Genomic DNA, 21,791 nt, shown 5'->3' on the forward strand with positions numbered 1-21,791 from the left:
AGAACCCATGGAAACACGTGAATTGCTCACCCTGCCAAAAATCGAAGAAATTCCCGATCTGGGCCTCTACATGGATCAGGTTATCACCTTCATGGAAAAACGCTATCCGGCAAAACCCCTGACCAAGACCATGATTAACAACTACACCAAAGACCGCATCCTCTTCCCTCCTAAAAAGAAGAAGTACAGCCGGGAGCACCTGATGCTCCTCTCCCTGATCCAAATCCTCAAGCGCACCTTAAGTCTTCCTGAAATCAAGCTTCTCTTGGGTCCTTTGTCCGCCGCCATAGAAAAAGGGAGCGTCACGGAGCTCTACGCCCTCTATGAGAGTTTTTCCGCCGTCTACCCCGCCATTATCCATCTGGGTGAGAGCACCCAGCGCTCAGCCCAAACCCTATCGGAAGATCCAAGAACCACCGTCCTCATCCGCGCCCTTCTATCCGCCTACTTTGCAGACTTAGCCGAGGAAGCTCTCACGTTTTAAACTAGAATTGTTCTCCGATTGTTCACTTTTACTTCACCCTCCGGTCACGGATTCCCCCTCTCTTCACGGTAAAATAGAGCTATCAGATTAAGTATGATACAACTTAATTGTGCTTAAGCTAAATAACCTGGAATTGAGGACGATGAAGATGAAGAAAACAATACAATTAGGGGCCGTACACATCAATGCCAACGATGTGGCAAAACTGGCCGCCTACTATGAAAATTTAGGACTGGATGCCGTGAAGAAGGACGACACCGTGGAATTGAAAGCCGGTTCCCGAACCCTTCTGGTGCTCCATCCCACCAGCCATACCCGGCGCCATGAAGTGGGCCTTTACCACTTTGCCCTGCTCCTTCCTTCCCGCGCTGACCTGGGGAACTTCCTCTACCATGTGGCCTCCTCCCGGATCCCCGTATCCGGTGCTTCCGATCACCATGTATCCGAAGCCATCTATCTGACGGATCCCGAAGGCAACGGCATTGAAGTCTATCGGGACAAGGCTGAAGATACCTGGAAAGTCAACGGTGAAGTCTATATGGAAACCGTCGCCATGGATGTGGACGGCGTCCTGGCTTCCCGCTCCACCGAACAGGCGAAAAAATTCCCTGAAGGCACCGTCATGGGCCATATCCATCTCCATGTCCAGAACCTGGAAGACTCCGCAAAGCACTACCACGAAACCGTGGGGCTGGAGAAAATCCTGAATTATCCCGGAGCCCTTTTCTATGCCCGGGACGGTTATCACCATCATTTGGGCATGAACACCTGGCTGGGCGGACGTCCGGAGAAGAAAGAGGACGGTTACCCCGGACTCCGCTACTTCACCGTGTATCTGGACGCTTCAGTATTCACCGACCTCTTTGGAGAGGACGTGGACCAGGTGGAAAGGCGCGATCCCAACAATATCCTCTATAAGGTTTATCGCGGGTTTCAAGCGTAGCTAACTTCCTTGACCCTTACGGTCAGATACAATGTTTCCTCCATCCCACGAACGGGTTTGATCTTTCCCCGTTCAAAAACGACGATCCCGGAGAATGTTTTCTCCGGGATCGTTTTTTGTCGTGCTTTTTTATTCGGTACGGGATTCCTTATAACCGCTGTGGATGGACTCCTTGATGTAGCCTTTTCGATATGCGGCCACCAGCTGAAGCAGATCATCCACCTGGATCCGAAGCTCTTCCCCAGTATCCGTGTCGGAAACGCGGCGGCGATTCCTTGCACTTTCCAGCACCATGACTGTGGAGACAATGTCCTTCTCCTCCATGATGGCTTTCTCCGTGGACTCGAAGGGCTCATGGCTGACGAGATTCATACCGTGGGAGTTGTAGATGAGGGTATACCCGGCGATGCCCGTTTCCTTCTGATAGGCCTTGGCAAAGCCGCCGTCGATGACGAGGAGCTTTCCGTCGGCTTTAATGGGGCTTTCGCCCTTGACCACTTTCACCGGCACATGGCCATTGACCAAATGGGAGGTGCGGGTGTCCAGCCCGAACTCCTCGAGAATCTTCACAATGCACTCCACTTTTTCCCGGTCACTATAGTATGGATTCTTGACTTCCACATGGGTGGTCTTGTCCTCGATGAAATACCGCTCGAAGGTGGCCATCTTCTTTTTGCCAAAGAGCGGCGAAGCCGGTCCGCACCAGAGATACCACATGGCATCCAGCCCCGCTTCCTTGGCCTCGGGGTCGATGCTGAAGTAGCCCTGACGGGCCATGCGGTCCAGTTCATCCAGCGCTGCCTTGCCGGCATACTCGACACCCTGAATGGTGATGGGCAGGAACTCGCCATCCTCCGTCATGGGGATGCAGCCATGGAGGAGAAGATTGCCGTTGAAGACCTTGTACATGCTGCCCTTGGAAAAGAGGAGCTTCACATGGTCATTGAGCCGCAGGGAATTCATGAAGGAACGCTTGAGGCGGTCCACCACGGTCTTTTCCCCTTCGGTGAGGATAAAGGGGTTTTCGGGATCCACCGTGGGGAACTCCTTGGAGTTCAGCGGGAACTCCTTATCCCCCAAGGTGATGGTGCCTGCTTCATAGTTGATCATGTCCAGGATCATCCGGTCATTCATTCCGTACTCCGGATGGCGGTAAATGATCTCCGCCTCCAGCTTCAGTTGGATAATGAAGATGGCCTTGTGGATTTTCGCCACCATTTCCATCTCCTTGAAGTTCTTCTCCGTGATCTCCACACCCCGGGGCATGAATTTTTCCAGCTCCTCGCTGCCATAGGTGTCCATGGCGAAGGTGGCCAAGGGAAGAAGATTGATGCCATAGCGATCTTCCAGTAGCTCCAGATGATTATAGCGGGAGGTGATGCGCACCACATTGGCGATGAGGGCCTCATTGCCCGCGGCTGCCCCCATCCAGATCATGTCATGGTTTCCCCACTGAATATCCAGGGAATGGTACTCCTTCAGCATGTCCATGATGATGTCGGGGCCCTGGCCCCGGTCATAGATGTCCCCGATGATGTGGAGACGATCCACGGCAAACCGCTGAATCAGGTTAGAAATGGCGATGATAAAGGAACGGGCCCGGTCCAGATCGATGATGGTTTCGATGATCTTGTTGTAGTACTCGTACTTGTTGATCCGGTCCTCATTTTCATTGATGAGTTCATCCAGAATATAGGCGAATTCCTTGGGAAAGGCTTTTCGCACCTTGGACCGGGTGTACTTGGACGAAACGGTTTTGCAGACCTGGATCAGCCGGAACAGATGAATCCGGTACCAGTCGTTGATTTCCCGTTCGTTAATATCGATCATATCCAGCTTTTCTTCCGGATAGTAGATCAGTGTGGCGAGACTGCGTTTTTCCGATTCCCGAAGGGTATTGCCGAAGATTTCATTAATCTTGTTCCGAATAACACCGGAGGCATTCTTCAGCACATGGCGGAAAGATTCAAACTCGCCATGGATATCGGAAATAAAGTGCTCTGTGCCTTTGGGCAGGTCGAGGATGGCCTGCAGGTTGATGATTTCCGTCGTTGCCGAGTTGATGGTGGGATGCTGCCGGGCCAGAAGCGCCAGGTAATCCAGATCCCGGATTATCCGAACTTCTTTTCCGGTGAGTTCGTTGGTCATGGTAACGCCTCCAATTTCACTTTCGGTTCCATTTGCTTTGTTCAATTATACTATAAGTTTACTTCAATAATGCTCCTTACTTTCATCTTTAACGCAAAATCGGGACATAAAATGTCCCGAAAAGCACCGAAAGTACAGCGGCGGATATTTAGTCTTGCGTTTGCTTCCAGTAATCCGACGCCAAAAGGGCATACATGGAGGCATCGCAGATCCCCTGATTGTTCCAGTCCCGCTGGCGAAAAGTCCCTTCATAGGTCAGTCCGCAGCTTTCCATCACATGGCCAGAGCGGGGATTTCGGGGATCATGCTGGGCTTCGATCCGAAGGGCACCTACCTCTTCAAAAAGATAGGGCAATATGCCCTGAAAAGCCTCGGAGGTAATCCCCTGGCCCCAGAAGGCTTTTCCAATGCAGTACCCGATATGGAGAAGCCCCACCCGGTCATCCTGTTCCACCACGCTGATGGTCCCCAGGACTTCGCCGGGATTTTCCCGCCAGGCAATCCCCCACTGATAAAAGTTCTTCTCCCCGTAGGACTCCACCCAGGACTGGAGAACCCTTCGGGTGACCTCTTCGCTCTCATGGGTGGGCCTGCGCAGATACCGGGTCACCTCTTCCTGGGAGGCCCAGTTTTGATACATGGCTGGGGCATCCTCCATCGTCATGGGCCGAAGCACTAGCCGGGCCGTTTCGATTCGTTTCGTTCCCTGATGATTCATGCCCGTTCCCCCTTCATTCCCTCTCCCGATTCTTCCTCCTGCCGCCAACCCTTACAAACGTCCACCCAGTCCTCTGCATCGGAAATCCGGTAAAGTTCCTGGGGCGTCAGGGCGATGGCGCTGTTGGCACTGCCGCAGGCTGGGTACACCCTGTCAAAGCGCTTTAAGGACACATCCAGATACACCTTGACGCCTCGCTGGAGGGCAAAGGGGCAGACGCCGCCCACAGCATGTCCGGTCTTGCCCAGCACCTCTTCCGGACTGAGCATCCGGGCCTTGGTCTGGAACTGGCTCCGAAAAGCGGGATTGTCCACCCGAGCATCCCCTGCCGCCACCACGAGAATGCATCCTTCCTCCGCCTTGAAGGACAAGGACTTGGCGATGCGTGCTGGGGCCACCCCCAGTGCCTCTGCGGCTAAATTTACCGTGGCGCTGGACACCGGAAACTCCAGCACCTGATCCTCCATCCCCCTCTGGGCAAAAAACGCTCGTACTTCTGCAATACCCATCCCATGATCCTCCTTCAACTTCAAGCTCTTCTTTCGTCGATGATTAATCTTATGGATTTTTTACCATATTCTTAATATATCAAATTTTGAATCTTCATGCAAAATGATAGAACTGGCACATTCTGTTTTGGGATCTATGATTCCTAAACAAGGATGAAAAAAGCTCCCTTAGTGATGAAAATACACAGGCACTCCAAAAGGCATTTCCTCCCCTCTACCAAAGTGAACCAGTCAACTCGATGAGGAAAAAATCGAGGAAGAGCCTTCAATGGTGGGGAAGTTGAGATTTTCTCAAGGTGAGGTTGCTTGTGAAGAACCTCCTCGTGAACCCATGAAATGTATCCTCTATGGAAATTCTCCTTCTTAAGTCGCACCCACATATTCCTTAATACGCACAAAACATTGGAAAAAAGAAATGTTTTGTGCAATAATCAGAATAGAGGTGATGTCATGAAGTATCTGGAACAATTCACTGAACTAGGTTGTTTTTCTCGGCAAGACGCTGTCAAGCTCATCGGAAATGAACAGGCCGCCCATTCCTTACTGCATGACTATGTTCGGGCAGGTTATCTTGAACGAGTAAGGAGAGATCTTTATGTAGCCATCAGTCTTGAATCCAAGACATCTGTCGCAGACCGATTTCTAATTGCTACTCGGATCGCAAATGACGCTTATATTTCACATCACAGTGCATTTGAATACTATGGCTACGCCAATCAAGTATTTCACGAAGTATATGTTTCAACATACAGCCGCTTTAGAGATTTTCAGTATAGCGGGATAACCTATTCCCGGGTTTCTCCTAAAATTGATTCTGGAGTCCTCATGGCCAATACCGGAATTCGAGTCACCGATCTGGAAAGAACGGTGATTGATAGTATTTATACCTTTTCGAAAATCGGAGGTTTGGAAGAACTGATTCGTTGTCTGTTGCTCGTTCCTTCGCTTCAACAGGAAAAACTCATCACCTATCTTGATGAGTATCGCCAGGCAAACTTATATCAGAAAGCTGGGTTTATCCTCACAGAACTTGCTGATCCCCTTGGCCTTAGCAAACCATTCTTTGACTATTGCAAAACAAAAATACCGAAAGCAAAAAAATATTTGTACACCGAAAAAGATGCCCTAGCAAAGCGCTCTATTTTCCATGAAGACTGGATGATTTTTGCCCCGAAGAGCATAATATCCCTAGTCAGCAAAGGTGGTGATCGATAGTGCCGGAGTGGAGCAAACAACGGCTAGGAATACAAGCAAAGGAACTTGGTTTTGTCCGTGATACTTATGAGAAGGTTTGCCGATTAACTGAAATCTTAAAATTCATCAGTCAGGATTCAGCACTTCAAAATTCCCTTGCTTTGAAAGGCGGAACTGCGATCAATCTTCTCTTTTTTAATTTACCCCGGTTATCTGTGGATATTGATCTGGACTTTATCGAAAATGTCTCTCGTGAAGAGATGCTCCTGTCTCGTTCAATCATTTCAGACCGAATCGAGAAATATATGAAAGCAAATCGTTATACCTTAAGTCAAAAATCGAAGAAATCCCATGCGTTGGACTCCTTGGTTTTTGATTACACCAACTCGGCGGGAATGAAAGATAACATCAAAGTTGAGATCAACTACATGCTCCGTTCTCATCTTCTGGGTACGACGAAGACATTGTTTAACTCCACCTGGGAGCCCGAGGAGATATCCGTTCGGTGTGTAGCACCCATAGAAATATTTGGAAGCAAAATCGTCGCACTCATCAACAGAACAGCCGCCAGAGACTTATATGATCTTTATCGCTTGGTGAATGATGATTTATTTACCGAGCCAGAGAAGGGGTTACTTAGGAAGTGCGTTGTCTTTTACAGCGCAATCAGTTCGGAATCACCCTTAACTATCTTTCAACTAGACAACATAGACTCTTTCACTCCGAGGCAGATTAAAACAGATCTCTACCCGGTTTTACGAAACAACGATAAGTTTGATCTAAAATCAGCAAAGAGGGATGTGAAAACCTGGCTAGAGGATTTGCTGCAGCTAGATACTCATGAACAGGAGTTTCTAAAAGCTTTTCGTTCTGGAACCTACCTTCCAGAACTTCTATTTGGATCAAGTGAGATTTCAGAACGAATTCAAAACCATCCCATGGCACTCTGGCGCTGCTCTCAAGCTCCTATTACTCCCTAACTCACGCTGGATGAGGCGAGATCAAGACCATTTTGAAGAACAGCATTTATCCGATTTAAAAGTTCATTTACACTTAAGCTGCGGGATTGAAACTCGCAGTTTTCTTATTGCCCGAGACTCCAATTTTCTCTATTCAATGGGAATAGAAGAAAACAGCGGGAGCAACCACAAGAATGATCATCGCTGCTTAGGAATGACTTATTTCGTTCATCTTACTTTTACACTTTTGCCTTACATTTTGTGTATTATGAAGCTGAAATTAGGAAATCCCTGAAGGAGATGGTCTTCATGACGCGGAAACCGTGGATCCCTTTCCTCCTGATTACCCTTTTAAGCCTGCTGATATTTGTGGTATTCAGCCACATGCGGCCGCTTCTCCCCGCCCCTTGGGATGTTCCTTTCCGGCTGGCTCTCCTACTCCTCCTATTTCTCGGAAGATGCATGGGTGGAAAGATCACGGGCATGGAGAAATATCGTGGTCTTCTCTATGCCTTTTTCACCGCCTCCGCCGCCATGGCCGTGGACTACCTTCTCCCCACCGGCCCCTGGCTCCTTCGCCGCCTGGCCATTCCCTTGACCTCGCCCTGGGGTCTGGCCCTGGACAAGCTGGACAGTACCCTCCTCCTCACCGCGATGATCCTCCTTCTCACCCGGCTTTCGGGAAAGCATCCTCGGGATCTTTATCTCCGGAAAGGGAACCTCCGCCAGGGTCTCCTTCTCGGCTTCCTCCTCTTTGCCCTCTGCACGTTGGGCGCCCTCCCCATGGCCAGTCTCTTTGGGGCAAAAAACCTCAGTTTTGCCCGAATCCTCCCCTGGATTCCCAGCATGCTCCTCTTTGTCCTGGCCAACGCGTTCAATGAAGAGCTTCTGTTTCGAGGGCTTTTTCTCCGGGATACTTCGACAATTTTAGGAAAAACCTTCGGTAATGTCGTCCTTGTTCTTCCCTTTGTCCTCCACCATACCGGGGTCACCTACTCCGCAAGTACGGCCCTGCTCTTTCTGTTCCTCTTCCCGTTGGCTTTCCTTTGGGGGTGTCTGACCCAGAAGGCCGGCAGTCTCTGGGGCTCCGTCCTCTTCCATGCCGGGACGGACCTGCCCGTGGTCCTGGCTCTTTTTAGCCAGCTCCCGCCCCCATAAAAAGTTACGACTTGTGTTCTCCTCCTGATAGATCCGATGAAGCCCTCCCCGGCAATAACCGGGGAGGGCTTCATCACTTCATTTTCTTCGATTGTTTTATTCCCGTCCCAAGAGACTCAGCTGAGCCTGCTGGGTGAAATTCTGCAGCCCATAGAGAAAAAGAATCTCGTCAGGCTCCACGTCCTTCACCGCGTCCAGAACCGAAGGTCCGTAGTAGCGAAGATCCAGGACCACAATCCGGGCGTAGTCCCGGGCAAGGAATGGCAGTAGGCTGTTGGCAAAGGAATCCTTCACCACCAGGAGCGTTTTCCCCTGGGGCACCTCGGCGGTGATCTCCATGCGGGCATGGTCTCCACCGAAGAAGTACGCATACTTGTCGGTTTTCTCGAGGAAGCTCTTTTCATAGAGCGGGATGACCTTTCCCTCTTCCCCCGTGACTCTCAGGGGAAAATCCTCCGGCAAAGCCATGGCTTCGATAACATCCGGAAGCCCCAGATAGAGTCCGGCCTTGCGCTGAAGGGTCCCGAAGAACTCTTTCGTCACCTCTTGACGCTCCGCCTCCGTCCAGGGCTTTGGGGTTTCTCCCAGGGCCCTGCGGTAGGCTCCATAGGCCAAATAGGCTCCCCCCGTGGTCCAGTGGTGATCCGTGCGGTAATAGAGGTCCTCCTTAGGAAATCCTTGGAAAATCTCCTGAAGATCCACCAGGGTAAAGAGACCCTCTAGTTCCCTTTGGATTTGCTGAAAAAGTTTCTTTTCTTCAGTGACCGGGGCATAGGCGGGAAGAAGCTCCGGCAGCACTGTGGCCTTATCCGGAACCAGCAGGGCCGAAAGGGTGGTGTGGGGCAGGAGCTCCCCCACCCTTTCCTGAAACTTCACCAGGGCCGACAGATTGGCCGCAAAGCGCTCCGGGGAAAGCTCCTCGGGCACCGCAAACAGGTGATCCTTCTCCCCAAAATAAACCCGTCCATTGTCTTTTTTCCCGAGAATCCGGTCCGTGAGGGTCTTCAGGCCCGTCCACCCGTCCCGAAAAAGGAACTGGTCCGTGGAAAAGACTTCATACTCCCGGCCAAAGGTGCCGGAAAAGACCTGCGGCACACTGAGGAGGGGGAAGGTCTGCAGATAGCGATTCTCTTTGGGAGAAAACCCCCGTACCGGCGTCAGGGCGTTCAGCAGGGCCAAGATGACCAGGGAGCCCATGAGCAGGAGGCTTCGTCGTTTTTCCTTCATGGTATCCTCCTAAAAGCGAAAATAGAGAAAGGGATTGTAGCTCTGATCCACCAGGTATGCCGTGGAGAGCCCCAGGACCAGAAGGAGCAGGCCGCTGGCCAGGGCTTCTCTGGTTCGGCTGTTTTGGGGCATCCGTTGAAAAAGCTTTGCCGGAAGATCCGTGGATCCCACGGCCAGAAGAACAAGCAGCAGGCCATAGGACTGGAGAAGATAAAGGGAAGTGCCGTCGGCAAAACCCCCTTTCCCCAGCATGGCCTGGACATAGGCCGCACCTTGAGCCACCTCTTCAAAGGCAAAGATCACCCAGGAAAAGGCCACTAAGGTCAGGGTGTAGACCCTGCGCCCGAATTTTGGCCACGTTTCCAGCCATCGAAGGAGAAAGAGCTTCTCCCCCATGAGGATCAGGCCAAAGTAGAGCCCCCAGAGGAGAAAGTTCCAGCTAGCGCCATGCCAGATCCCCGTGAGCGCCCACACCAGGAGGATGTTGCGCATCTGACGGAACCGGCTGCCCCGGTTCCCCCCCAAAGGAATATACACATATTCCCGGAACCAGGTGCCTAAGGAGATATGCCAGCGACGCCAGAACTCCGTGATGGAGAGGGCCATATAGGGATAGTTGAAGTTTTCCAGGAAGTGGAAGCCCAGCATCTGTCCCATGCCGATGGCCATATCCGAGTACCCCGAGAAATCGAAGTAGATCTGGAATCCAAAGGCTAGGATACCCAGCCACGCCGTAACCCCCGGGAGTATTTCCGGATTTTGCGCGGAAACCGCCTTCCAGAGGAGGCCGATGTTGTTGGCCAGGAGGACTTTTTTGCCCAGGCCCAGGAAAAACCGGGCGATGCCAACGCTGAAGTCTTCCCAATTCTCCCTTCGGTGGTCCATTTCCCAGGCCACCGTAGTATAGCGGACAATGGGTCCCGCAATGAGCTGGGGAAAGAGGGTCACATAGGCGCCAAAGGAGATGTTGCTGGGCTGCATCTGGGTCTCTTTCCGATAGACATCGATGGTATAGGAGAGGGTTTGGAAGGTGTAGAAAGAAATGCCGATGGGCAGGGCCACCGCTGGCAGGGTATTTTCCCAGCCCGTCAGGGCCGAAAGGTTCTGGGCCAGAAATCCCGAATACTTAAAGAACCCCAGCATCCCTAGATTCCCGAAGAGCGAAAGGAGGAGCCAGCCCTTGGCCGCCCCCTCCTTCCCCTTCTCCCGGGCGAAGTGGATCCCTCGGCCACAGGAGTAGTCCAGGACCGTGGAGATCACCATGATGAGGATATATCGGGGCTCCCCCCAGCTGTAGAAAAAGAGGCTGGCCAGGAGGAGAAAGCCGTTTCGGCTACGCCGGGGGAGAAGATAATAGAGGAGAAGGACCCCGGGCAGAAACTGGTAGAGAAAAAGAATGCTGCTGAAAACCATGAGGTCCGCTCCTTTTTGTCAAGCTTCGGTTATTTGTAGAATCCATCCACCACAGCCTTCACCCGGGCCACTTCCCCTTCGGCAAAGGCCTTGGCATCATCGCTTTCAACATCCTCGGACGTCTCGTCCATCTTGCCCAGCATGAGGAAGTACACATCGTCCCCGTGGGCCACCACCGTGGCCGCATTAACTTTGGCCAGATTCATGGGATACTGCATGGATTCTTCCACCAGGAAGGTTCTGTAGGCCTCCAGGGCCTTCTTCACCGCGTCACCTTTTCCCGCCTTGGCTCGGACGGCAATGAAGGTGTCGATGCGCATGCTGATGTTGGGCATTTCCGCCACGAAGGACTCCACATCCGCGGCCTTTACCCCCATGAGGGTTTCCAGCTCTTCTGCTGTGAGGGCGCGATCCGGGAAGTAGTCTTCCCCCAGCTCCGTCTTCACGGCGGCGTGGACTTTATCCAGGGCAGGCAGATCCGCCTTGGGTGCCGACTGGCACCCCGCAGCCAAGAGTAGTGCAACCATTAGGGATAAAATGGGTAATCTTTTTTTCATCGTCATGGACTCCTTTCCAACTGTTTCATGAGCTCTTCCGGCGAGATCTCTCCTCCGGAGGCATTTTCGTAGGTCCAGGGATCCCGCCGAAGCAGGACACCCTCGCCGTTTTGGGGCAGCTGGAGCCGCCCCTCTGGATCGATTTGGAGAAAGAGGATCACCTCGTCGCCGGAGCGAAGAAAATCTTCCTCGGCGGGGGAGAATCGGTACTCAGCCTCCCCATAGCTTCCCCGGAGGGTTCTTTCCACCCGAAAAACCACCACATCCGATACCGCGGTGATTTTCCCCCCCAGGATGAGGGATGCCTCCGGCAGGCGAAGTTCCTCTTCCATATAGGAAATGGCCCGGGGGATGGGGGAAAAGGCTGTGCCTTGGCCTTTAGTGAGCCAGGGCAGGAGAAGAAGAAGCGCCGCCACGGCCCCTTGCTGCCAGCGGCGTCTTTGGCGAGTCCTCTGTTCTTTCTCCATCCGCTCCGCCTTGGCGTAAACGCCCTTAAGAAACTCCTCTGAACTTTGTCTCATGCCTCTCCCTCCTCCATGATTTTTCGCAGCGCTTTCCGTGCCCGATGAAGCAGAATTTTCACCTGCCCCAAAGGCTTTCCCAGGAGATTTGCCATATCCGCATAGGACAGCTCCTCTTCCCGAAGCCGAAGAACCTGGGCATGCTCTGGGGAGAGGCGGGCAAGGCTTCCCGCCAGATGCTCCGCTTTTTCCCCCTGAAGGAGGGCTTCCTCCGGACCCGCCTCCGGATTCTCTCCTTCAGGGAACATCCGAGGATCCCAAAGATCCAGCCGGCCATATTTTCGGAGATAGTCCACCGCCTTATTCCGCCCCAGGGAAAATAGGTAGGTCTTCAAGGAGGACGCCCCAAAGAAACGGGTCTTCTGCACATAAATTTCGGCAAAAACCTCCTGGGCCAGATCTTCCGCCGTATGGATGTCTCCACCCACCATTCGCAGAAGATACCCGATTAAGTTGTCTTTATGCCGCAGCACCAGTTCTTCAAAGGCCTCCATATGCCCTTGGAGAAACCGGTGGTAGAGCTCCTGATCGTCCATGGCCGGGCCTCCCTTCGTCTCCACCCTTTAGTCGTTTCAAAACCGGAAAGGTTACACATCTTGTCCATTATGGCAAAAAATATTTTTCGAGGAATGACAAAGCGGTGTCGTAAAAAGACCGAAAAAGAGCTTCTCCCCTTTGTCTGAGGTTCAGACGAAGAGGAGAAGCTGCTATCTTTTTTTCAGCGGAAATTCTTGCAAGATGATCGGGGTGTATCCCGAAGAATTAATCCAGCTGGAGAAGATCCTTGATTTTGGTCAGGATATTGCCCACGCGGACACCATAGATGATCTGCAGGGAATTCTTCCCGCGGACAACCCCTAAAGCTTCCAGATGTTCCTTCCAGCTGTTGTCCGGTGCAGTGAGGCTGTCGTCCTTGACGCTGACCCGAAGCCTTGTGGCGCAGGCCGTAATGGAATCGATGTTCTCTGCTCCGCCCAGGGCTTCGATGATGCGCACTTCCAGGGCATCCCCAGCGGATTTGGCTTCTTTGTAGTCTTTCTTGGTCATGAGCTTGATGTCTTCCGACACTTCGCCGCGACCAGGGGTCTTCAGGTTAAACTTTTGGATGACAAACTTGAAGACGAAGTAGTAGGCAAAGAAGGTCAGGGGCAGAAGCCACAGGAGGTTCAGGGCATGAACCTTATGGGGCTGGAAGAGATTCGGGATCATGAAGAACAGCGCATGCCCGTTGATGGATATCTGGGCCACTTCCGCCAGCACATAGCAAAGGCCAGCCAAGGGAGCATACACCAGGAAGTAGAGGGCCGGGGCCACGAAGAGGAAGGTATACTCAATGGGTTCCGAGATGCCCACCAGGGCCAGGGTGATGACGGCGGGAATTAGGAGGGAAGCCACCTTCTTGCGATTTTCCGGCCTTGCCAGCTTGTACATGGCAAAGGCAGCGCCGGGGAGTCCGGCCAGCTGGAAGAGCAGTCTTCCGGAGGTGAAGTTTCGCACCAGGTATCCGGTGGCACCGGCGGAAGCTGCCTGGCCGTTCATGATGTTGCGGACACCCTCGTAGAGGACCCCGTCAATGACCATGCTGCCGCCCACGCTGGAGTACTCGATGGGGAAGGCGATGAGATGATGAATACCAAAGGGCAGGAGAAGCTTGTCCAGGGTACCGAAGACGAAGGTGCCCAAAAGGCCTGAGGCGCCGATGAAGCCGGTGACGGACTGAAGAGCGAGGCCGATATAGGGCCAGACATAGTAGATGAGGACGCCATAGGGAATGGCGATGAGGGTCACCATGATCACCACGAACTTGGTTCCGGCGAAGAAGCCCAGCATGGCGGGAAGCTCCTTGTCCACCCACTTGTTATGGATGAACGCTGCGGCAAGACCCGACAGGATGCCGGAGAAGATGCCCATGTTGTAGCCGAAGATCCCCTGGGCAGTACCCCAGATGGCATTGAAGTTCATGGCGGCACTCTGGGTGTATCCGCTGGCCACGAGGGCTTCCACCGTGGTGGTCTCCCCGGTCCATCCCTGGATGCCGGCATAGGTCTTGATGATGGTCAGCAGTGAAAAATACATAATGATTCCGGAAAAAGCAGCCCAGCCTTTTTCTTTTTTGGCCAGGACGAAGGCGATGCCCACGGCGAACCAGATCTGCAGGTTGTTCATGAACATGAAGCCGAGGCTGGAGAGCAGGGAGAAGAGCGTGTGCAGGAATGTTCCCTTGGCGACGATGTAGTTGGTGAAGGCGCTGCCGATACCCACATAGAAGCCCACCAGAACGAACAGGATGATGGGGACCATCATGGCTCCCGCAAACGTCTGAAGCTTTGCTTGAAAGTTTTTCATCATTTCAACCTCCTTGTTTTTCCTCATTCTATCATAACGGTTACATGTAAACCATATCACGGTGTTTAAGAACAGTGCCGCATCGTTATGGTAATATTTCCGTTATTCGCCCCAGGTCAGCTCCTCCAGGGCCAGAAGCCAGATGGCCAAGGCCTTCTTCAGGGAAGCCACGGGGAGCTGTTCATTGGCGAAGTGGGAATGGGGGATCTCCCCCGGGAAGGTGGGCCCGAAGGCTACGCCCCGCAAAAGCACCCGGGCGTAGGACGCTCCGCCCTTGGTGAGGGGAACCACTGGCTCCTTCGTCACGGCCTCATAGGCCCCCTTCAGGCTACGAATAAGGGGAGAGTCCGCCTCCACATAGAGAAGCTTTCGGTGCTTCACCACGTCCACCTCACCCCCAAAGGCTCCGGCGACCTCTTTCAGCGCCGCCAAAAGGGATTCGGCCGTATGGATCCGGGTGTAGCGAAGGTCGAGATCTACATAGCCTAACCCTTGGGCATACCCCATGGCGGTGAGGGCTATGCTAGAACTGCCCATGGCCGGATCTTCCCGAAGAAGAGAAAGTGGGTCATTCCCAGAGAGGAGAAAGAGGCTTTCCAAAAGGCCCAAGAGGGAAGGAAACGCCCCTTCTCCCTGGAGAAGATCCGGCCTCTCCTTTTTCAGCCAATGGAAAAGCTGGGGTAAGGGGGTCTCCCCCCTTTCCGGATGGCGGGACAGGGCCCGCTTTCCCCGAAATTCAACGCTTTCGCCGTGATGGAGCAGCCGGAGCTCCTCCAGGAGGTAGCCCTGGGCGGGGGGACTCTGCAGGGTCACCTCGCCGGGAACAGGTTCTCCCGAAACCCTCACCCTCACCTGGAGGATCCCCTTCTCCCCGTTGACCACGGGAAAATCCCCGTCGGGGGAGAAGGCCCATCGCGGCTGAGGATGGCGGGAAAAATACCGGTCCATGCATTCCCAGGTGGTTTCCTCAGCGCCGCCCACAATGAGGCGCAACGGAAGAGCCCCGGCCTTCCCCGTGTCCCGGAGGATCTTCAGGGCATGGAGACAGGCCACCAAGGGGCCCTTGTCATCGTTGACCCCCCGGCCGTAAAGAATCCCTTCCCGCTCCGTGAGGACATAGGGATCACTGAGCCAGGCCTCCCCTTCCAGGGCCTCCACGGTGTCGATGTGGGCCAGGATGCCAATGTAGTCCTCCCCTTCTCCCGTGCGGATGTCCAGGGCGTAGCCCTCCTCCTCATGAACGGTAAAGCCCAAGGCTTCCGCCTGGGCTTTCAGCCGACTCATGGCCTGGGCGATGCCTCGGCCAAAGGGCGCTCCCGGGGTCTTTGTGGAAAGATCCCGATGGGAGGGGATGGCGATGAGTTCCCCAAGATCTTTCAGGATCCGGGGAAAAGCTTCTTCGATGGCCTGATCATAGGTTGTCATCATGATTCTGTTCCTCCTGGAGGGTGCGAAGAAGCCCCAGGGCCAGGGCATGGTCCTCCTCGGGTTTCAGTCCCGTCACGGTCACTGACCCCAGGAGGCCAACGCCCACAACCTGAATCGGAACTCCCCCGGGAGTCCAGGTATAATCCTTCAGCTCCCGACCGTATTTCGAGGCAAGGAGGCTCTCCTCCCCCTTCTGTTTTTCAAAAAGCGCCTGGGTGGAGAGGCCGAAGTAGAGGACGGAATTGCGTTTTCGGCGAAGCCAGTCTGCCTTGTCTGGTGCCAGGTTCTCCGGGATATAGACCACCCCGGGCCGGCCGCAGTGATACACTTCCAGGGCTGCCTGGGGCGAGGTTTCCAGAAGAAGGTGAAGGAGCCTCAGGGCATCCTTGGTGGTGAAGTGCTTGAGAATCAGCGGTTCCATCATGACTCATCTCTCCTTTCTCGAGTTTAACGTCAGCAGGTGTTCCAGGAGATGGGCCACGCCCTCCTCCTCATTGGAGGCGGTGATCCCCCCTGCCACAGCCTTCAGGGCCTCCACGGCGTTGCCCATGGCAATGCCCAGGCCGGCGGCGCGGAAGAGGTCCAGATCATTTTCCCCGTCGCCCACGGCCAGGGTCTTTTCTCGGGGAATCCCCAGGCGATCTAACGCTTCCTTCAGGGCCACGCCCTTATTCCGGTCTCCCCGGACCAGCTCGAAGCCCTTGTTCTGATACTCCGTCCAGGTGAAGGTGCCTAAGGTGCGGAGCTGGGACTTCAGAATTTCCACCGCTAAGGGATCCTCGCTGAAGCAGAGGACCTTCAGGATGGGGTCCTCCCCCAGATCCGGCAGCTCCGCCAGGGACATCGCTTCCACCTTAGGCATGACATTTTCCGGATAGGTGAAGATGCCGGTTTTTTCCCGCAGGGCGTAGATCCGGCGAGCCGTTTTCAGAAAGAACTCCCCGGGAAAATCCTCCAGGAAAGGGGCCATGGCCTGAATCTGCCCCTGGGGAAAGGGGTGGTTTTGGTGGGGCTCCCCCGTCAAGGATAGGGCCGCCCCATTGAAGGTGAGAAGATCCAGACGGGGATCCAGCTCCCGCCGGATTTCTTCGGCAAAGGGTGTGGGTCTTCCCGTGGCGATGATCATGTGGTTTCCCGCATCAAGAAACCGCTTCACGGCCTCCTTGGTCCGGGGCCCCACCAGGGCCCCCGGCATCAGCAAAGTCCCGTCCAGGTCCGTCACCACCAGTGAAATATCGTGCTCTTTCAGTTGATCCAAATTCATGAACATCCCTCCCGTGGAAAATGGGGCCTCCAAAAAGAGGCCCCATGTGTGTTATTCCAAGTTGTATTTTTTCGCCGATTCATCGATGGCGGCGCGGCAGCGCTTTACGCCTGCGCTGTAGCCTTCCGGATCCTTGAAGATGGCGGAGGACAGGACGATGACATCAGGGTTGCAGGCGATGAGGAGATCCATGTTGTCCGAACGAAGCCCGCCGTCTATGGCCAGCTCGCAGCGAGGATTCTTCTCGTCGATCATTTTTCGTGCCCGTTTCACCATGTCCAGCACGCTCTTGCGCCAGCCCCAGTTATCTTTGCCGTCGGTTTCGTCCACCCCGTGGGTGACGATGTGGAGCCGGTCAATGTCGTAGATGGACTCCTCCACAAAGCTTAAGGGGGTGTAGCAGCCCACGGTGAGCCCCACCTTGATCTTGCGTTCCCGACACCAGTTGATGATGTAGGCCAGCTGAGCTCCAAGAAAATGTTCTGCCGGGAGAATCAGCATGTTGGCCCCGGCTTCATGGATCTGTTCGATGTACATCCGGTCCATGGAGACGGTGTAGATGTGGTTCTCGATGGGCAGCGTCGTCTCGGGACGGATGGCGCTGATGATCTGGTGTCCCCCCATGAGCTTCATATTCTGCAGGTCATGCATATCGGCCGCATCGGAGTGAATAATGTCCACGCCGGCTTCCGAGACTTCCCGCACCACATCGGCAATTCTTCCGTAATTGACATGGGCTAAGCCTGCGGCGATTTTAATATGTTTCATTGTTTTCCTCCATACTTTTCATTTCTTACTCCCATTGTAGAAGACATTCCGGGCAATAACAATGGAGGGATCGTGAGGTTTAAGGGGATATCGATGTGGTAAAATTTATGATTTTGCACTCCGCTTCTTTCCCCGAGGATCGTTCTTTGCGTCAAAGAGAGGCTTCAAGAGGTTTCGGATGGCGGGGATATCCGTATTGTGGAGGAGGGGGCTGATCTGAATCACCGGAGGATTTCCGCTGAGCTTCAGCGCCATGGTGGAGAGGATCACCTCATAGTCAGACAGGGTCCGGTCATGGACGGTAAAGGCATTGGCCCGGTCCGTCACCGCTATCTCCGGGATCTCCCGGGTGAGACGCTCCTCCAGAAGATTTTGGGCTCCCAGCCCCACATGGCTCACCAGAAGGGTTTTCAGGGGTTCCTTCATCCGGTCCAGGGCCGCCGCCAGATGGAGGGTGAGAAAGCCCAGCTCATCTTCAGACACCGCCGTTCCGTATCGCTCCTCCAGGAGGCTTCGGCTTTCTTCCACAATGCGGTAGGTCTGCCGATGGAGCTTTTTGATCTCCCCCAGAATGGGATTCTCCACATAGATACCGTGGCGAAAACGGGTGATGCAGGGGATGAGGTGGATGGTGAGGGAACGAAGGAGCAATGGCTTGTCTTTGAGCTCCAGGTGCAAGGCTTTTTCCCACTGGTCCGCCAGATTTTGGGCCAGCCATCGGGCCTCTTCCTCATCCCGGCGCACATGGAAGCCGCTGCTGGTCTGACTGACGAAGTAGACCTGGAGAAAACGCTTCTCCACTTCCGGGAGGGTGACGCCATAACCTTCCTTTATTTTCTCCGCCATCTTTTCCACTTCCTCGTAGAAGGGCTCTTCCGCGAGGCTCGCCATGAACTCGGGGGAAAGCTCCACCCCATGTCCCTGGGTATAGCGCAGATAGCTGATGGCGGTCATGAGAAATACTGTGATAAAGGCCTGGAGGGGAAGCCCGGAAAGAAAGGGATGCTCTGCACTCTGAAGGGTGCTCAAAAACTTCCGGGCATCCGCCGCCGTGAGGGAAAGGCTGGAAAAGGGCCGATCCTCATCCTTCAGGTCATCCACCCCCACCACCAGATCCCGGAGGTTCTTCACCTCGGGGCTGTTAAGAAGAAGGTCCGCCAGGCATGTGCGGATCCTTCGCTCCTTCCCTTCCACGGTGAGTCCCCGGTTTTTTTTTCGCAGGAGCTCGATCTTGTACTTGCTTAAAAGTTCCGTGACCCATTTCAGGTCATGCTGGATCGTGGCCCGGCTGGCATAGAGGTTCTCGGCCAGCTCATGGACCCAGACCTCCTCGCCCCGGGCCAGGAGCATCATAGCAATGGCATGGACTCGGCTCTGGGGGGAAAAGTCCTCTTCCCCTTTCCCTTCTTGCCGGATTTCCTGCCGAATTTCCAGCTTCTTCTGGATAGACCCTTCCAGAAGAACTCCCTGCCCAGTCTTTTTCACCAGGGTCAGTTTTCTTCCGGCGAGCCACTCCTCCAGACGCAATAGATCCAGCCGGATGGTTTTGGGCGAAACACCCACATCCAAGGCCAGCCGGTCCACGGTGACAAAGCCTTCCTGTTCCAGAAGGATCTTCAGCACTGTAAAAAAGCGCTCTTCCCGCATGGTCACCCCTCCTCCAATCATTTCTTCAAATATACCCCATTTTCTCCGGGGAAGGTAGCCAAAATCCTGGGGATTTCTCCAAAAAGATCCCCGGCGCTGAATTCACGCCGGGGATCTCTCGTTCAGGTTCACGTTTTTTAGGGATGAATTTTCTTTACTGGAAGGATTCCGAAAAGGCCTCCGTGGCCGATAGGAAGCCGGAAACCGCCACATCCACCAGATCCGGGGTCATTTCCTCCAAATACCAGACCCCATCCACCCGGACACAGGGAATCTCCATGACCACTTCTTTGTAGGTGTCCTTCACGGTCTTCGTCTTCTCCGTGAGGATCTCTCCAAAGATCCCCTGGATTTCTTCCTCCGAGGGTTCGGAGCCCGAGAAGGCGAAACCGAGAAGCTTGATGAAGGCTTCGGCAAAAATTTCGCCAAAGAGCGGTCCCCCGTCAATGTATTTGGCTTTCACCGTCACCACGGCCCGATCGCCCTCCCCTTGGCTTTTCTGGATGACATAGGTAATTTTCTTGGCGTTGGCCTTGAGATAATCCTCAAAATACCGGGAAAAATCATCGGTTTCCTCGCTAAACAGGTCCGTGGGCAGTTCCCCCTCACCCCGATTTGCGGGAGCCACCGTTTTCCCCATGGCTTCCACATTGAGGGTTTTCACCGCGGCAAAGTAGTCTTTCACGGGCTTCTCCGGACTGTCCTTGGCCCCGCAGCCGGCCAAGGTTCCCCAAAGCAAAAGCCCCATGAGCAGCATGGCAATCTTCTTCATCATTCCTCCTAAAACCGTAGTTTTTTGTATAGTCTGATCATAGCATATTTCCTGAATTTTCCAAACAATTTAAGGAGAAAAAGAACAAAATGTCCCGGAATCAGGCCCATGAGCCAAATCCCGGGACTACATTTTCATCAAGATATTAATGAGCGTAATGTTATCGAACCAGCCAGCCGCCGTCCACGGCCAGCACATGACCGTTCATGTAGCTGGAGGCCTCACTGGCCAGAAAAACCACGGCGCCCATGAGATCATAGGGGGTTCCCCAGCGCTGGGCGGGAATGCGGCCCAGAATCTCGCGGCTTCGCTCCTCATCGGCGCGAATGGCCTGGGTGTTGTTGGTTTCGAAGTACCCCGGGGCGATGGCGTTGATCTGGATATTGAAAGGGGCCAGCTCGTTGGCAAAGGACTTGGTGAGCCCTGCCAGGGCATGCTTGCTGGCGGTGTATCCGGGGACAAACTTTCCGCCCTGGAAGCTCAGCATGGAAGCCACATTGATGATCTTTCCGCCGCCCTGCTCCTTCATGATGCGGGCCGCTTTCTGACTGAGGAGGAAGGGAATCTTCGTGTTCACTTCCAGCACCAGGTCAAAGTCCGCTTCCGGGTGATCCAATAAAGGAGCTCGCTTGATGGTTCCAGCGTTATTTACCAGGATGTCCAGCCGGCCATAGGTCTTCAGGCACCCTTCAATAACCTGGTCCACAGCGCCGTCCTCCGACAGGTCCCCCACATGGTGGGCATAGCGACGGCCTTCGGCCTCTACCAGTCGTCGGGTTTCCCCATCGCTGTCTTTGCGGGTGGTGACATAGAGATCGGCGCCAGCCTTGGCCAAGGCCAGGGCAAAGGCCTGACCCAGCCCCGTATTGCCTCCGGTGACCAGAGCCACCTTTCCCGCCAGGGAAAACAGATTCATCTGGAAATCTTCAATCTTCATCCTTAACTCCTTTGGTCTTGCCCTTAACGCAAGCACTTCTTCACTGGGATTATACTGATCCTCTTAATTATCCGGGGTCTGGCCATCCAGATCCTCCTGAATCCTTTGGATATGGCGTTTCATATACATCTCTCCCGCTTCTTCATCCCGTTCCCGAATGGCCATGAGGACCCGTTCATGGGGATCGATGGCATTGCGGGCATTTTGCGGGAACACGAAGGTCTTGCTTCGGAAGGTTCGGACGGTCTCGCAGATCACCCGGTGAATATCCACCAGAAGGGGATTATGGGACATATCCACAATCTTGGCGTGGAAGACTTCATCCAGACGGGCAATCTCTTGGGCATCCATCACCCGGACCGCTTCGATGAACTCCCGATGAATCGCCTCCAGTTCCTCCCGCTCCTCCTCGGTGCCGTGGGCGATGGCCAGTTTCACGGCCATGGGTTCAATGGCGGAACGCACCTCAATGCAGTCCACTAGAGCGGGCTTATTCTTGGACAGCCAGGCCAGCTCCTCCGCCTGGGCTGGCTTCTCCGTACGGGCGGCAAAAGCTCCCCGTCCCGGTTTAATCTCCACATAGCCTTTGGCTTGAAGAATGCGAAAGGCTTCCCGCACGGTGCTTCGGCCCACGGAGAGCTTTTGACAGAGTTCATTCTCGGTGGGTAGCTTCTCCCCCACCGAAACTTCACCGGAAAGGATGAGTTCCTCCAGCCGGCTCACGACTTGCTCCACCACGGAGATTTTTTGTATTTCCTGCATCGCCTGATTCTTCCTTTCGATTGTCTGATGTCTTAT

The 21,791-nt window shown here is 54.1% G+C and carries 22 protein-coding genes; 5 read left to right on the top strand and 17 right to left on the bottom strand.

Annotation, left to right across the window (positions count from 1 at the left end):
• Nucleotides 1-7 precede the first annotated feature (7 nt).
• Together KCG48_RS06600 and KCG48_RS06605 are read left to right on the top strand one after the other, a co-directional pair.
• Entirely contained in the window at nt 8-484 is a 477-nt protein-coding gene (locus KCG48_RS06600; protein ID WP_211800734.1) for a DUF1836 domain-containing protein, read from the top strand.
• 148 nt (nt 485-632) lie between these two features.
• Nucleotides 633-1,427 carry a VOC family protein gene (locus tag KCG48_RS06605; protein WP_211800736.1) on the top strand — a complete coding sequence of 265 codons (795 nt, stop codon included), beginning with the start codon at nt 633-635 and terminating at the stop codon, nt 1,425-1,427.
• 129 nt (nt 1,428-1,556) lie between these two features.
• Here the strand turns inward: KCG48_RS06605 and KCG48_RS06610 are convergent, their stop codons facing one another.
• From KCG48_RS06610 to KCG48_RS06620, 3 genes are all read right to left on the bottom strand, one after another.
• Nucleotides 1,557-3,575: a fructose-1,6-bisphosphatase gene (locus KCG48_RS06610; RefSeq protein ID WP_211800738.1), complete on the bottom strand. Its 2,019-nt coding sequence runs from the start codon at nt 3,573-3,575 to the stop codon at nt 1,557-1,559.
• A 148-nt stretch (nt 3,576-3,723) separates the two neighbouring features.
• Nucleotides 3,724-4,293, bottom strand: a complete 570-nt coding sequence (locus tag KCG48_RS06615) for a GNAT family N-acetyltransferase (RefSeq protein WP_211800739.1) — start codon at nt 4,291-4,293, stop codon at nt 3,724-3,726.
• A complete protein-coding gene (locus tag KCG48_RS06620) occupies nt 4,290-4,802 on the bottom strand; it encodes a YbaK/EbsC family protein (RefSeq protein ID WP_211800740.1) in 513 nt (170 codons plus the stop codon). Before KCG48_RS06620 ends, KCG48_RS06615 begins: the two co-directional genes overlap by 4 nt.
• A gap of 450 nt (nt 4,803-5,252) precedes the next feature.
• Here KCG48_RS06620 and KCG48_RS06625 point away from each other — a divergent pair, with 450 nt between their 5' ends.
• The 3 genes from KCG48_RS06625 to KCG48_RS06635 all read left to right on the top strand — a co-directional run bounded on the left by KCG48_RS06625 (nt 5,253) and on the right by KCG48_RS06635 (nt 8,113).
• Complete coding sequence (locus KCG48_RS06625) at nt 5,253-6,017, top strand: type IV toxin-antitoxin system AbiEi family antitoxin domain-containing protein (RefSeq protein ID WP_211800741.1); 765 nt, start codon at nt 5,253-5,255, stop codon at nt 6,015-6,017.
• Nucleotides 6,017-6,976, top strand: a complete 960-nt coding sequence (locus KCG48_RS06630; protein WP_211800742.1) for a nucleotidyl transferase AbiEii/AbiGii toxin family protein — start codon at nt 6,017-6,019, stop codon at nt 6,974-6,976. The genes KCG48_RS06625 and KCG48_RS06630 overlap by 1 nt, the downstream gene beginning before the upstream one ends.
• Before the next feature lie 288 nt (nt 6,977-7,264).
• Nucleotides 7,265-8,113, top strand: a complete 849-nt coding sequence (locus tag KCG48_RS06635; RefSeq protein ID WP_211800743.1) for a CPBP family intramembrane glutamic endopeptidase — start codon at nt 7,265-7,267, stop codon at nt 8,111-8,113.
• Between the two features lie 96 nt (nt 8,114-8,209).
• Here KCG48_RS06635 and KCG48_RS06640 read toward each other — a convergent pair whose 3' ends face one another.
• The 14 genes from KCG48_RS06640 to KCG48_RS06705 all read right to left on the bottom strand — a co-directional run bounded on the left by KCG48_RS06640 (nt 8,210) and on the right by KCG48_RS06705 (nt 21,755).
• Nucleotides 8,210-9,340, bottom strand: a complete 1,131-nt coding sequence (locus KCG48_RS06640; protein WP_211800744.1) for a DHHW family protein — start codon at nt 9,338-9,340, stop codon at nt 8,210-8,212.
• Nucleotides 9,341-9,349: 9 nt separating this feature from the next.
• Entirely contained in the window at nt 9,350-10,753 is a 1,404-nt protein-coding gene (locus tag KCG48_RS06645; RefSeq protein WP_211800746.1) for an MBOAT family O-acyltransferase, read from the bottom strand.
• Nucleotides 10,754-10,782: 29 nt separating this feature from the next.
• Nucleotides 10,783-11,310: a DUF4358 domain-containing protein gene (locus KCG48_RS06650; protein ID WP_211800747.1), complete on the bottom strand. Its 528-nt coding sequence runs from the start codon at nt 11,308-11,310 to the stop codon at nt 10,783-10,785.
• A gap of 2 nt (nt 11,311-11,312) precedes the next feature.
• The gene (locus KCG48_RS06655; RefSeq protein WP_211800748.1) at nt 11,313-11,831 is read right to left on the bottom strand and encodes a hypothetical protein; all 519 of its coding nucleotides are present in this window, start codon (nt 11,829-11,831) and stop codon (nt 11,313-11,315) included.
• Nucleotides 11,828-12,367, bottom strand: a complete 540-nt coding sequence (locus KCG48_RS06660) for an RNA polymerase sigma factor (RefSeq protein WP_211800749.1) — start codon at nt 12,365-12,367, stop codon at nt 11,828-11,830. The genes KCG48_RS06655 and KCG48_RS06660 overlap by 4 nt, the downstream gene beginning before the upstream one ends.
• 226 nt (nt 12,368-12,593) lie before the next feature.
• The gene (locus KCG48_RS06665; protein WP_230977031.1) at nt 12,594-14,180 is read right to left on the bottom strand and encodes a PTS transporter subunit EIIC; all 1,587 of its coding nucleotides are present in this window, start codon (nt 14,178-14,180) and stop codon (nt 12,594-12,596) included.
• 99 nt (nt 14,181-14,279) lie between these two features.
• The gene (locus KCG48_RS06670; protein WP_211800751.1) at nt 14,280-15,605 is read right to left on the bottom strand and encodes a M20/M25/M40 family metallo-hydrolase; all 1,326 of its coding nucleotides are present in this window, start codon (nt 15,603-15,605) and stop codon (nt 14,280-14,282) included.
• Nucleotides 15,589-16,029, bottom strand: a complete 441-nt coding sequence (locus tag KCG48_RS06675) for a heme-binding protein (protein ID WP_211800753.1) — start codon at nt 16,027-16,029, stop codon at nt 15,589-15,591. Before KCG48_RS06675 ends, KCG48_RS06670 begins: the two co-directional genes overlap by 17 nt.
• A gap of 3 nt (nt 16,030-16,032) precedes the next feature.
• On the bottom strand, nt 16,033-16,869 hold the full coding sequence (locus KCG48_RS06680; RefSeq protein WP_211800755.1) for a Cof-type HAD-IIB family hydrolase: 837 nt from the start codon (nt 16,867-16,869) through the stop codon (nt 16,033-16,035).
• 51 nt (nt 16,870-16,920) lie between these two features.
• Nucleotides 16,921-17,637 carry a ribulose-phosphate 3-epimerase gene (locus KCG48_RS06685; RefSeq protein WP_211800757.1) on the bottom strand — a complete coding sequence of 239 codons (717 nt, stop codon included), beginning with the start codon at nt 17,635-17,637 and terminating at the stop codon, nt 16,921-16,923.
• 105 nt (nt 17,638-17,742) lie between these two features.
• The gene (locus KCG48_RS06690) at nt 17,743-19,284 is read right to left on the bottom strand and encodes a BglG family transcription antiterminator (RefSeq protein ID WP_211800759.1); all 1,542 of its coding nucleotides are present in this window, start codon (nt 19,282-19,284) and stop codon (nt 17,743-17,745) included.
• A gap of 154 nt (nt 19,285-19,438) precedes the next feature.
• The gene (locus tag KCG48_RS06695; RefSeq protein ID WP_211800761.1) at nt 19,439-20,059 is read right to left on the bottom strand and encodes a DUF4878 domain-containing protein; all 621 of its coding nucleotides are present in this window, start codon (nt 20,057-20,059) and stop codon (nt 19,439-19,441) included.
• A gap of 157 nt (nt 20,060-20,216) precedes the next feature.
• Entirely contained in the window at nt 20,217-20,993 is a 777-nt protein-coding gene (kduD, locus tag KCG48_RS06700; RefSeq protein WP_211800763.1) for a 2-dehydro-3-deoxy-D-gluconate 5-dehydrogenase KduD, read from the bottom strand.
• Between the two features lie 63 nt (nt 20,994-21,056).
• On the bottom strand, nt 21,057-21,755 hold the full coding sequence (locus KCG48_RS06705) for a FadR/GntR family transcriptional regulator (RefSeq protein ID WP_211800765.1): 699 nt from the start codon (nt 21,753-21,755) through the stop codon (nt 21,057-21,059).
• Between the last annotated feature and the right edge of the window lie 36 nt (nt 21,756-21,791).

Origin of the sequence: Proteiniclasticum sediminis (assembly GCF_018128025.1) — a bacterium.
GTDB classification, from domain to species: Bacteria; Bacillota; Clostridia; order Clostridiales; family Clostridiaceae; genus Proteiniclasticum; species Proteiniclasticum sediminis.

Excerpts from the sequence above, each read along its gene's own strand:
- KCG48_RS06640 (WP_211800744.1), bottom strand. The coding sequence starts at position 9,340 with ATGAAGGAAAAACGACGAAGCCTCCTGCTCATGGGCTCCCTGGTCATC.
- KCG48_RS06665 (WP_230977031.1), bottom strand. The coding sequence starts at position 14,180 with ATGATGAAAAACTTTCAAGCAAAGCTTCAGACGTTTGCGGGAGCCATG.
- KCG48_RS06675 (WP_211800753.1), bottom strand. The coding sequence starts at position 16,029 with ATGATGGAACCGCTGATTCTCAAGCACTTCACCACCAAGGATGCCCTG.
- KCG48_RS06610 (WP_211800738.1), bottom strand. The coding sequence starts at position 3,575 with ATGACCAACGAACTCACCGGAAAAGAAGTTCGGATAATCCGGGATCTG.
- KCG48_RS06635 (WP_211800743.1), top strand. The coding sequence starts at position 7,265 with ATGACGCGGAAACCGTGGATCCCTTTCCTCCTGATTACCCTTTTAAGC.
- KCG48_RS06625 (WP_211800741.1), top strand. The coding sequence starts at position 5,253 with ATGAAGTATCTGGAACAATTCACTGAACTAGGTTGTTTTTCTCGGCAA.
- KCG48_RS06600 (WP_211800734.1), top strand. The coding sequence starts at position 8 with ATGGAAACACGTGAATTGCTCACCCTGCCAAAAATCGAAGAAATTCCC.
- KCG48_RS06685 (WP_211800757.1), bottom strand. The coding sequence starts at position 17,637 with ATGAAACATATTAAAATCGCCGCAGGCTTAGCCCATGTCAATTACGGA.
- KCG48_RS06670 (WP_211800751.1), bottom strand. The coding sequence starts at position 15,605 with ATGATGACAACCTATGATCAGGCCATCGAAGAAGCTTTTCCCCGGATC.
- KCG48_RS06695 (WP_211800761.1), bottom strand. The coding sequence starts at position 20,059 with ATGATGAAGAAGATTGCCATGCTGCTCATGGGGCTTTTGCTTTGGGGA.
- KCG48_RS06615 (WP_211800739.1), bottom strand. The coding sequence starts at position 4,293 with ATGAATCATCAGGGAACGAAACGAATCGAAACGGCCCGGCTAGTGCTT.
- KCG48_RS06680 (WP_211800755.1), bottom strand. The coding sequence starts at position 16,869 with ATGAATTTGGATCAACTGAAAGAGCACGATATTTCACTGGTGGTGACG.
- KCG48_RS06620 (WP_211800740.1), bottom strand. The coding sequence starts at position 4,802 with ATGGGTATTGCAGAAGTACGAGCGTTTTTTGCCCAGAGGGGGATGGAG.
- KCG48_RS06655 (WP_211800748.1), bottom strand. The coding sequence starts at position 11,831 with ATGAGACAAAGTTCAGAGGAGTTTCTTAAGGGCGTTTACGCCAAGGCG.
- kduD (WP_211800763.1), bottom strand. The coding sequence starts at position 20,993 with ATGAAGATTGAAGATTTCCAGATGAATCTGTTTTCCCTGGCGGGAAAG.
- KCG48_RS06605 (WP_211800736.1), top strand. The coding sequence starts at position 633 with ATGAAGAAAACAATACAATTAGGGGCCGTACACATCAATGCCAACGAT.
- KCG48_RS06705 (WP_211800765.1), bottom strand. The coding sequence starts at position 21,755 with ATGCAGGAAATACAAAAAATCTCCGTGGTGGAGCAAGTCGTGAGCCGG.
- KCG48_RS06690 (WP_211800759.1), bottom strand. The coding sequence starts at position 19,284 with ATGCGGGAAGAGCGCTTTTTTACAGTGCTGAAGATCCTTCTGGAACAG.
- KCG48_RS06645 (WP_211800746.1), bottom strand. The coding sequence starts at position 10,753 with ATGGTTTTCAGCAGCATTCTTTTTCTCTACCAGTTTCTGCCCGGGGTC.
- KCG48_RS06660 (WP_211800749.1), bottom strand. The coding sequence starts at position 12,367 with ATGGACGATCAGGAGCTCTACCACCGGTTTCTCCAAGGGCATATGGAG.
- KCG48_RS06650 (WP_211800747.1), bottom strand. The coding sequence starts at position 11,310 with ATGAAAAAAAGATTACCCATTTTATCCCTAATGGTTGCACTACTCTTG.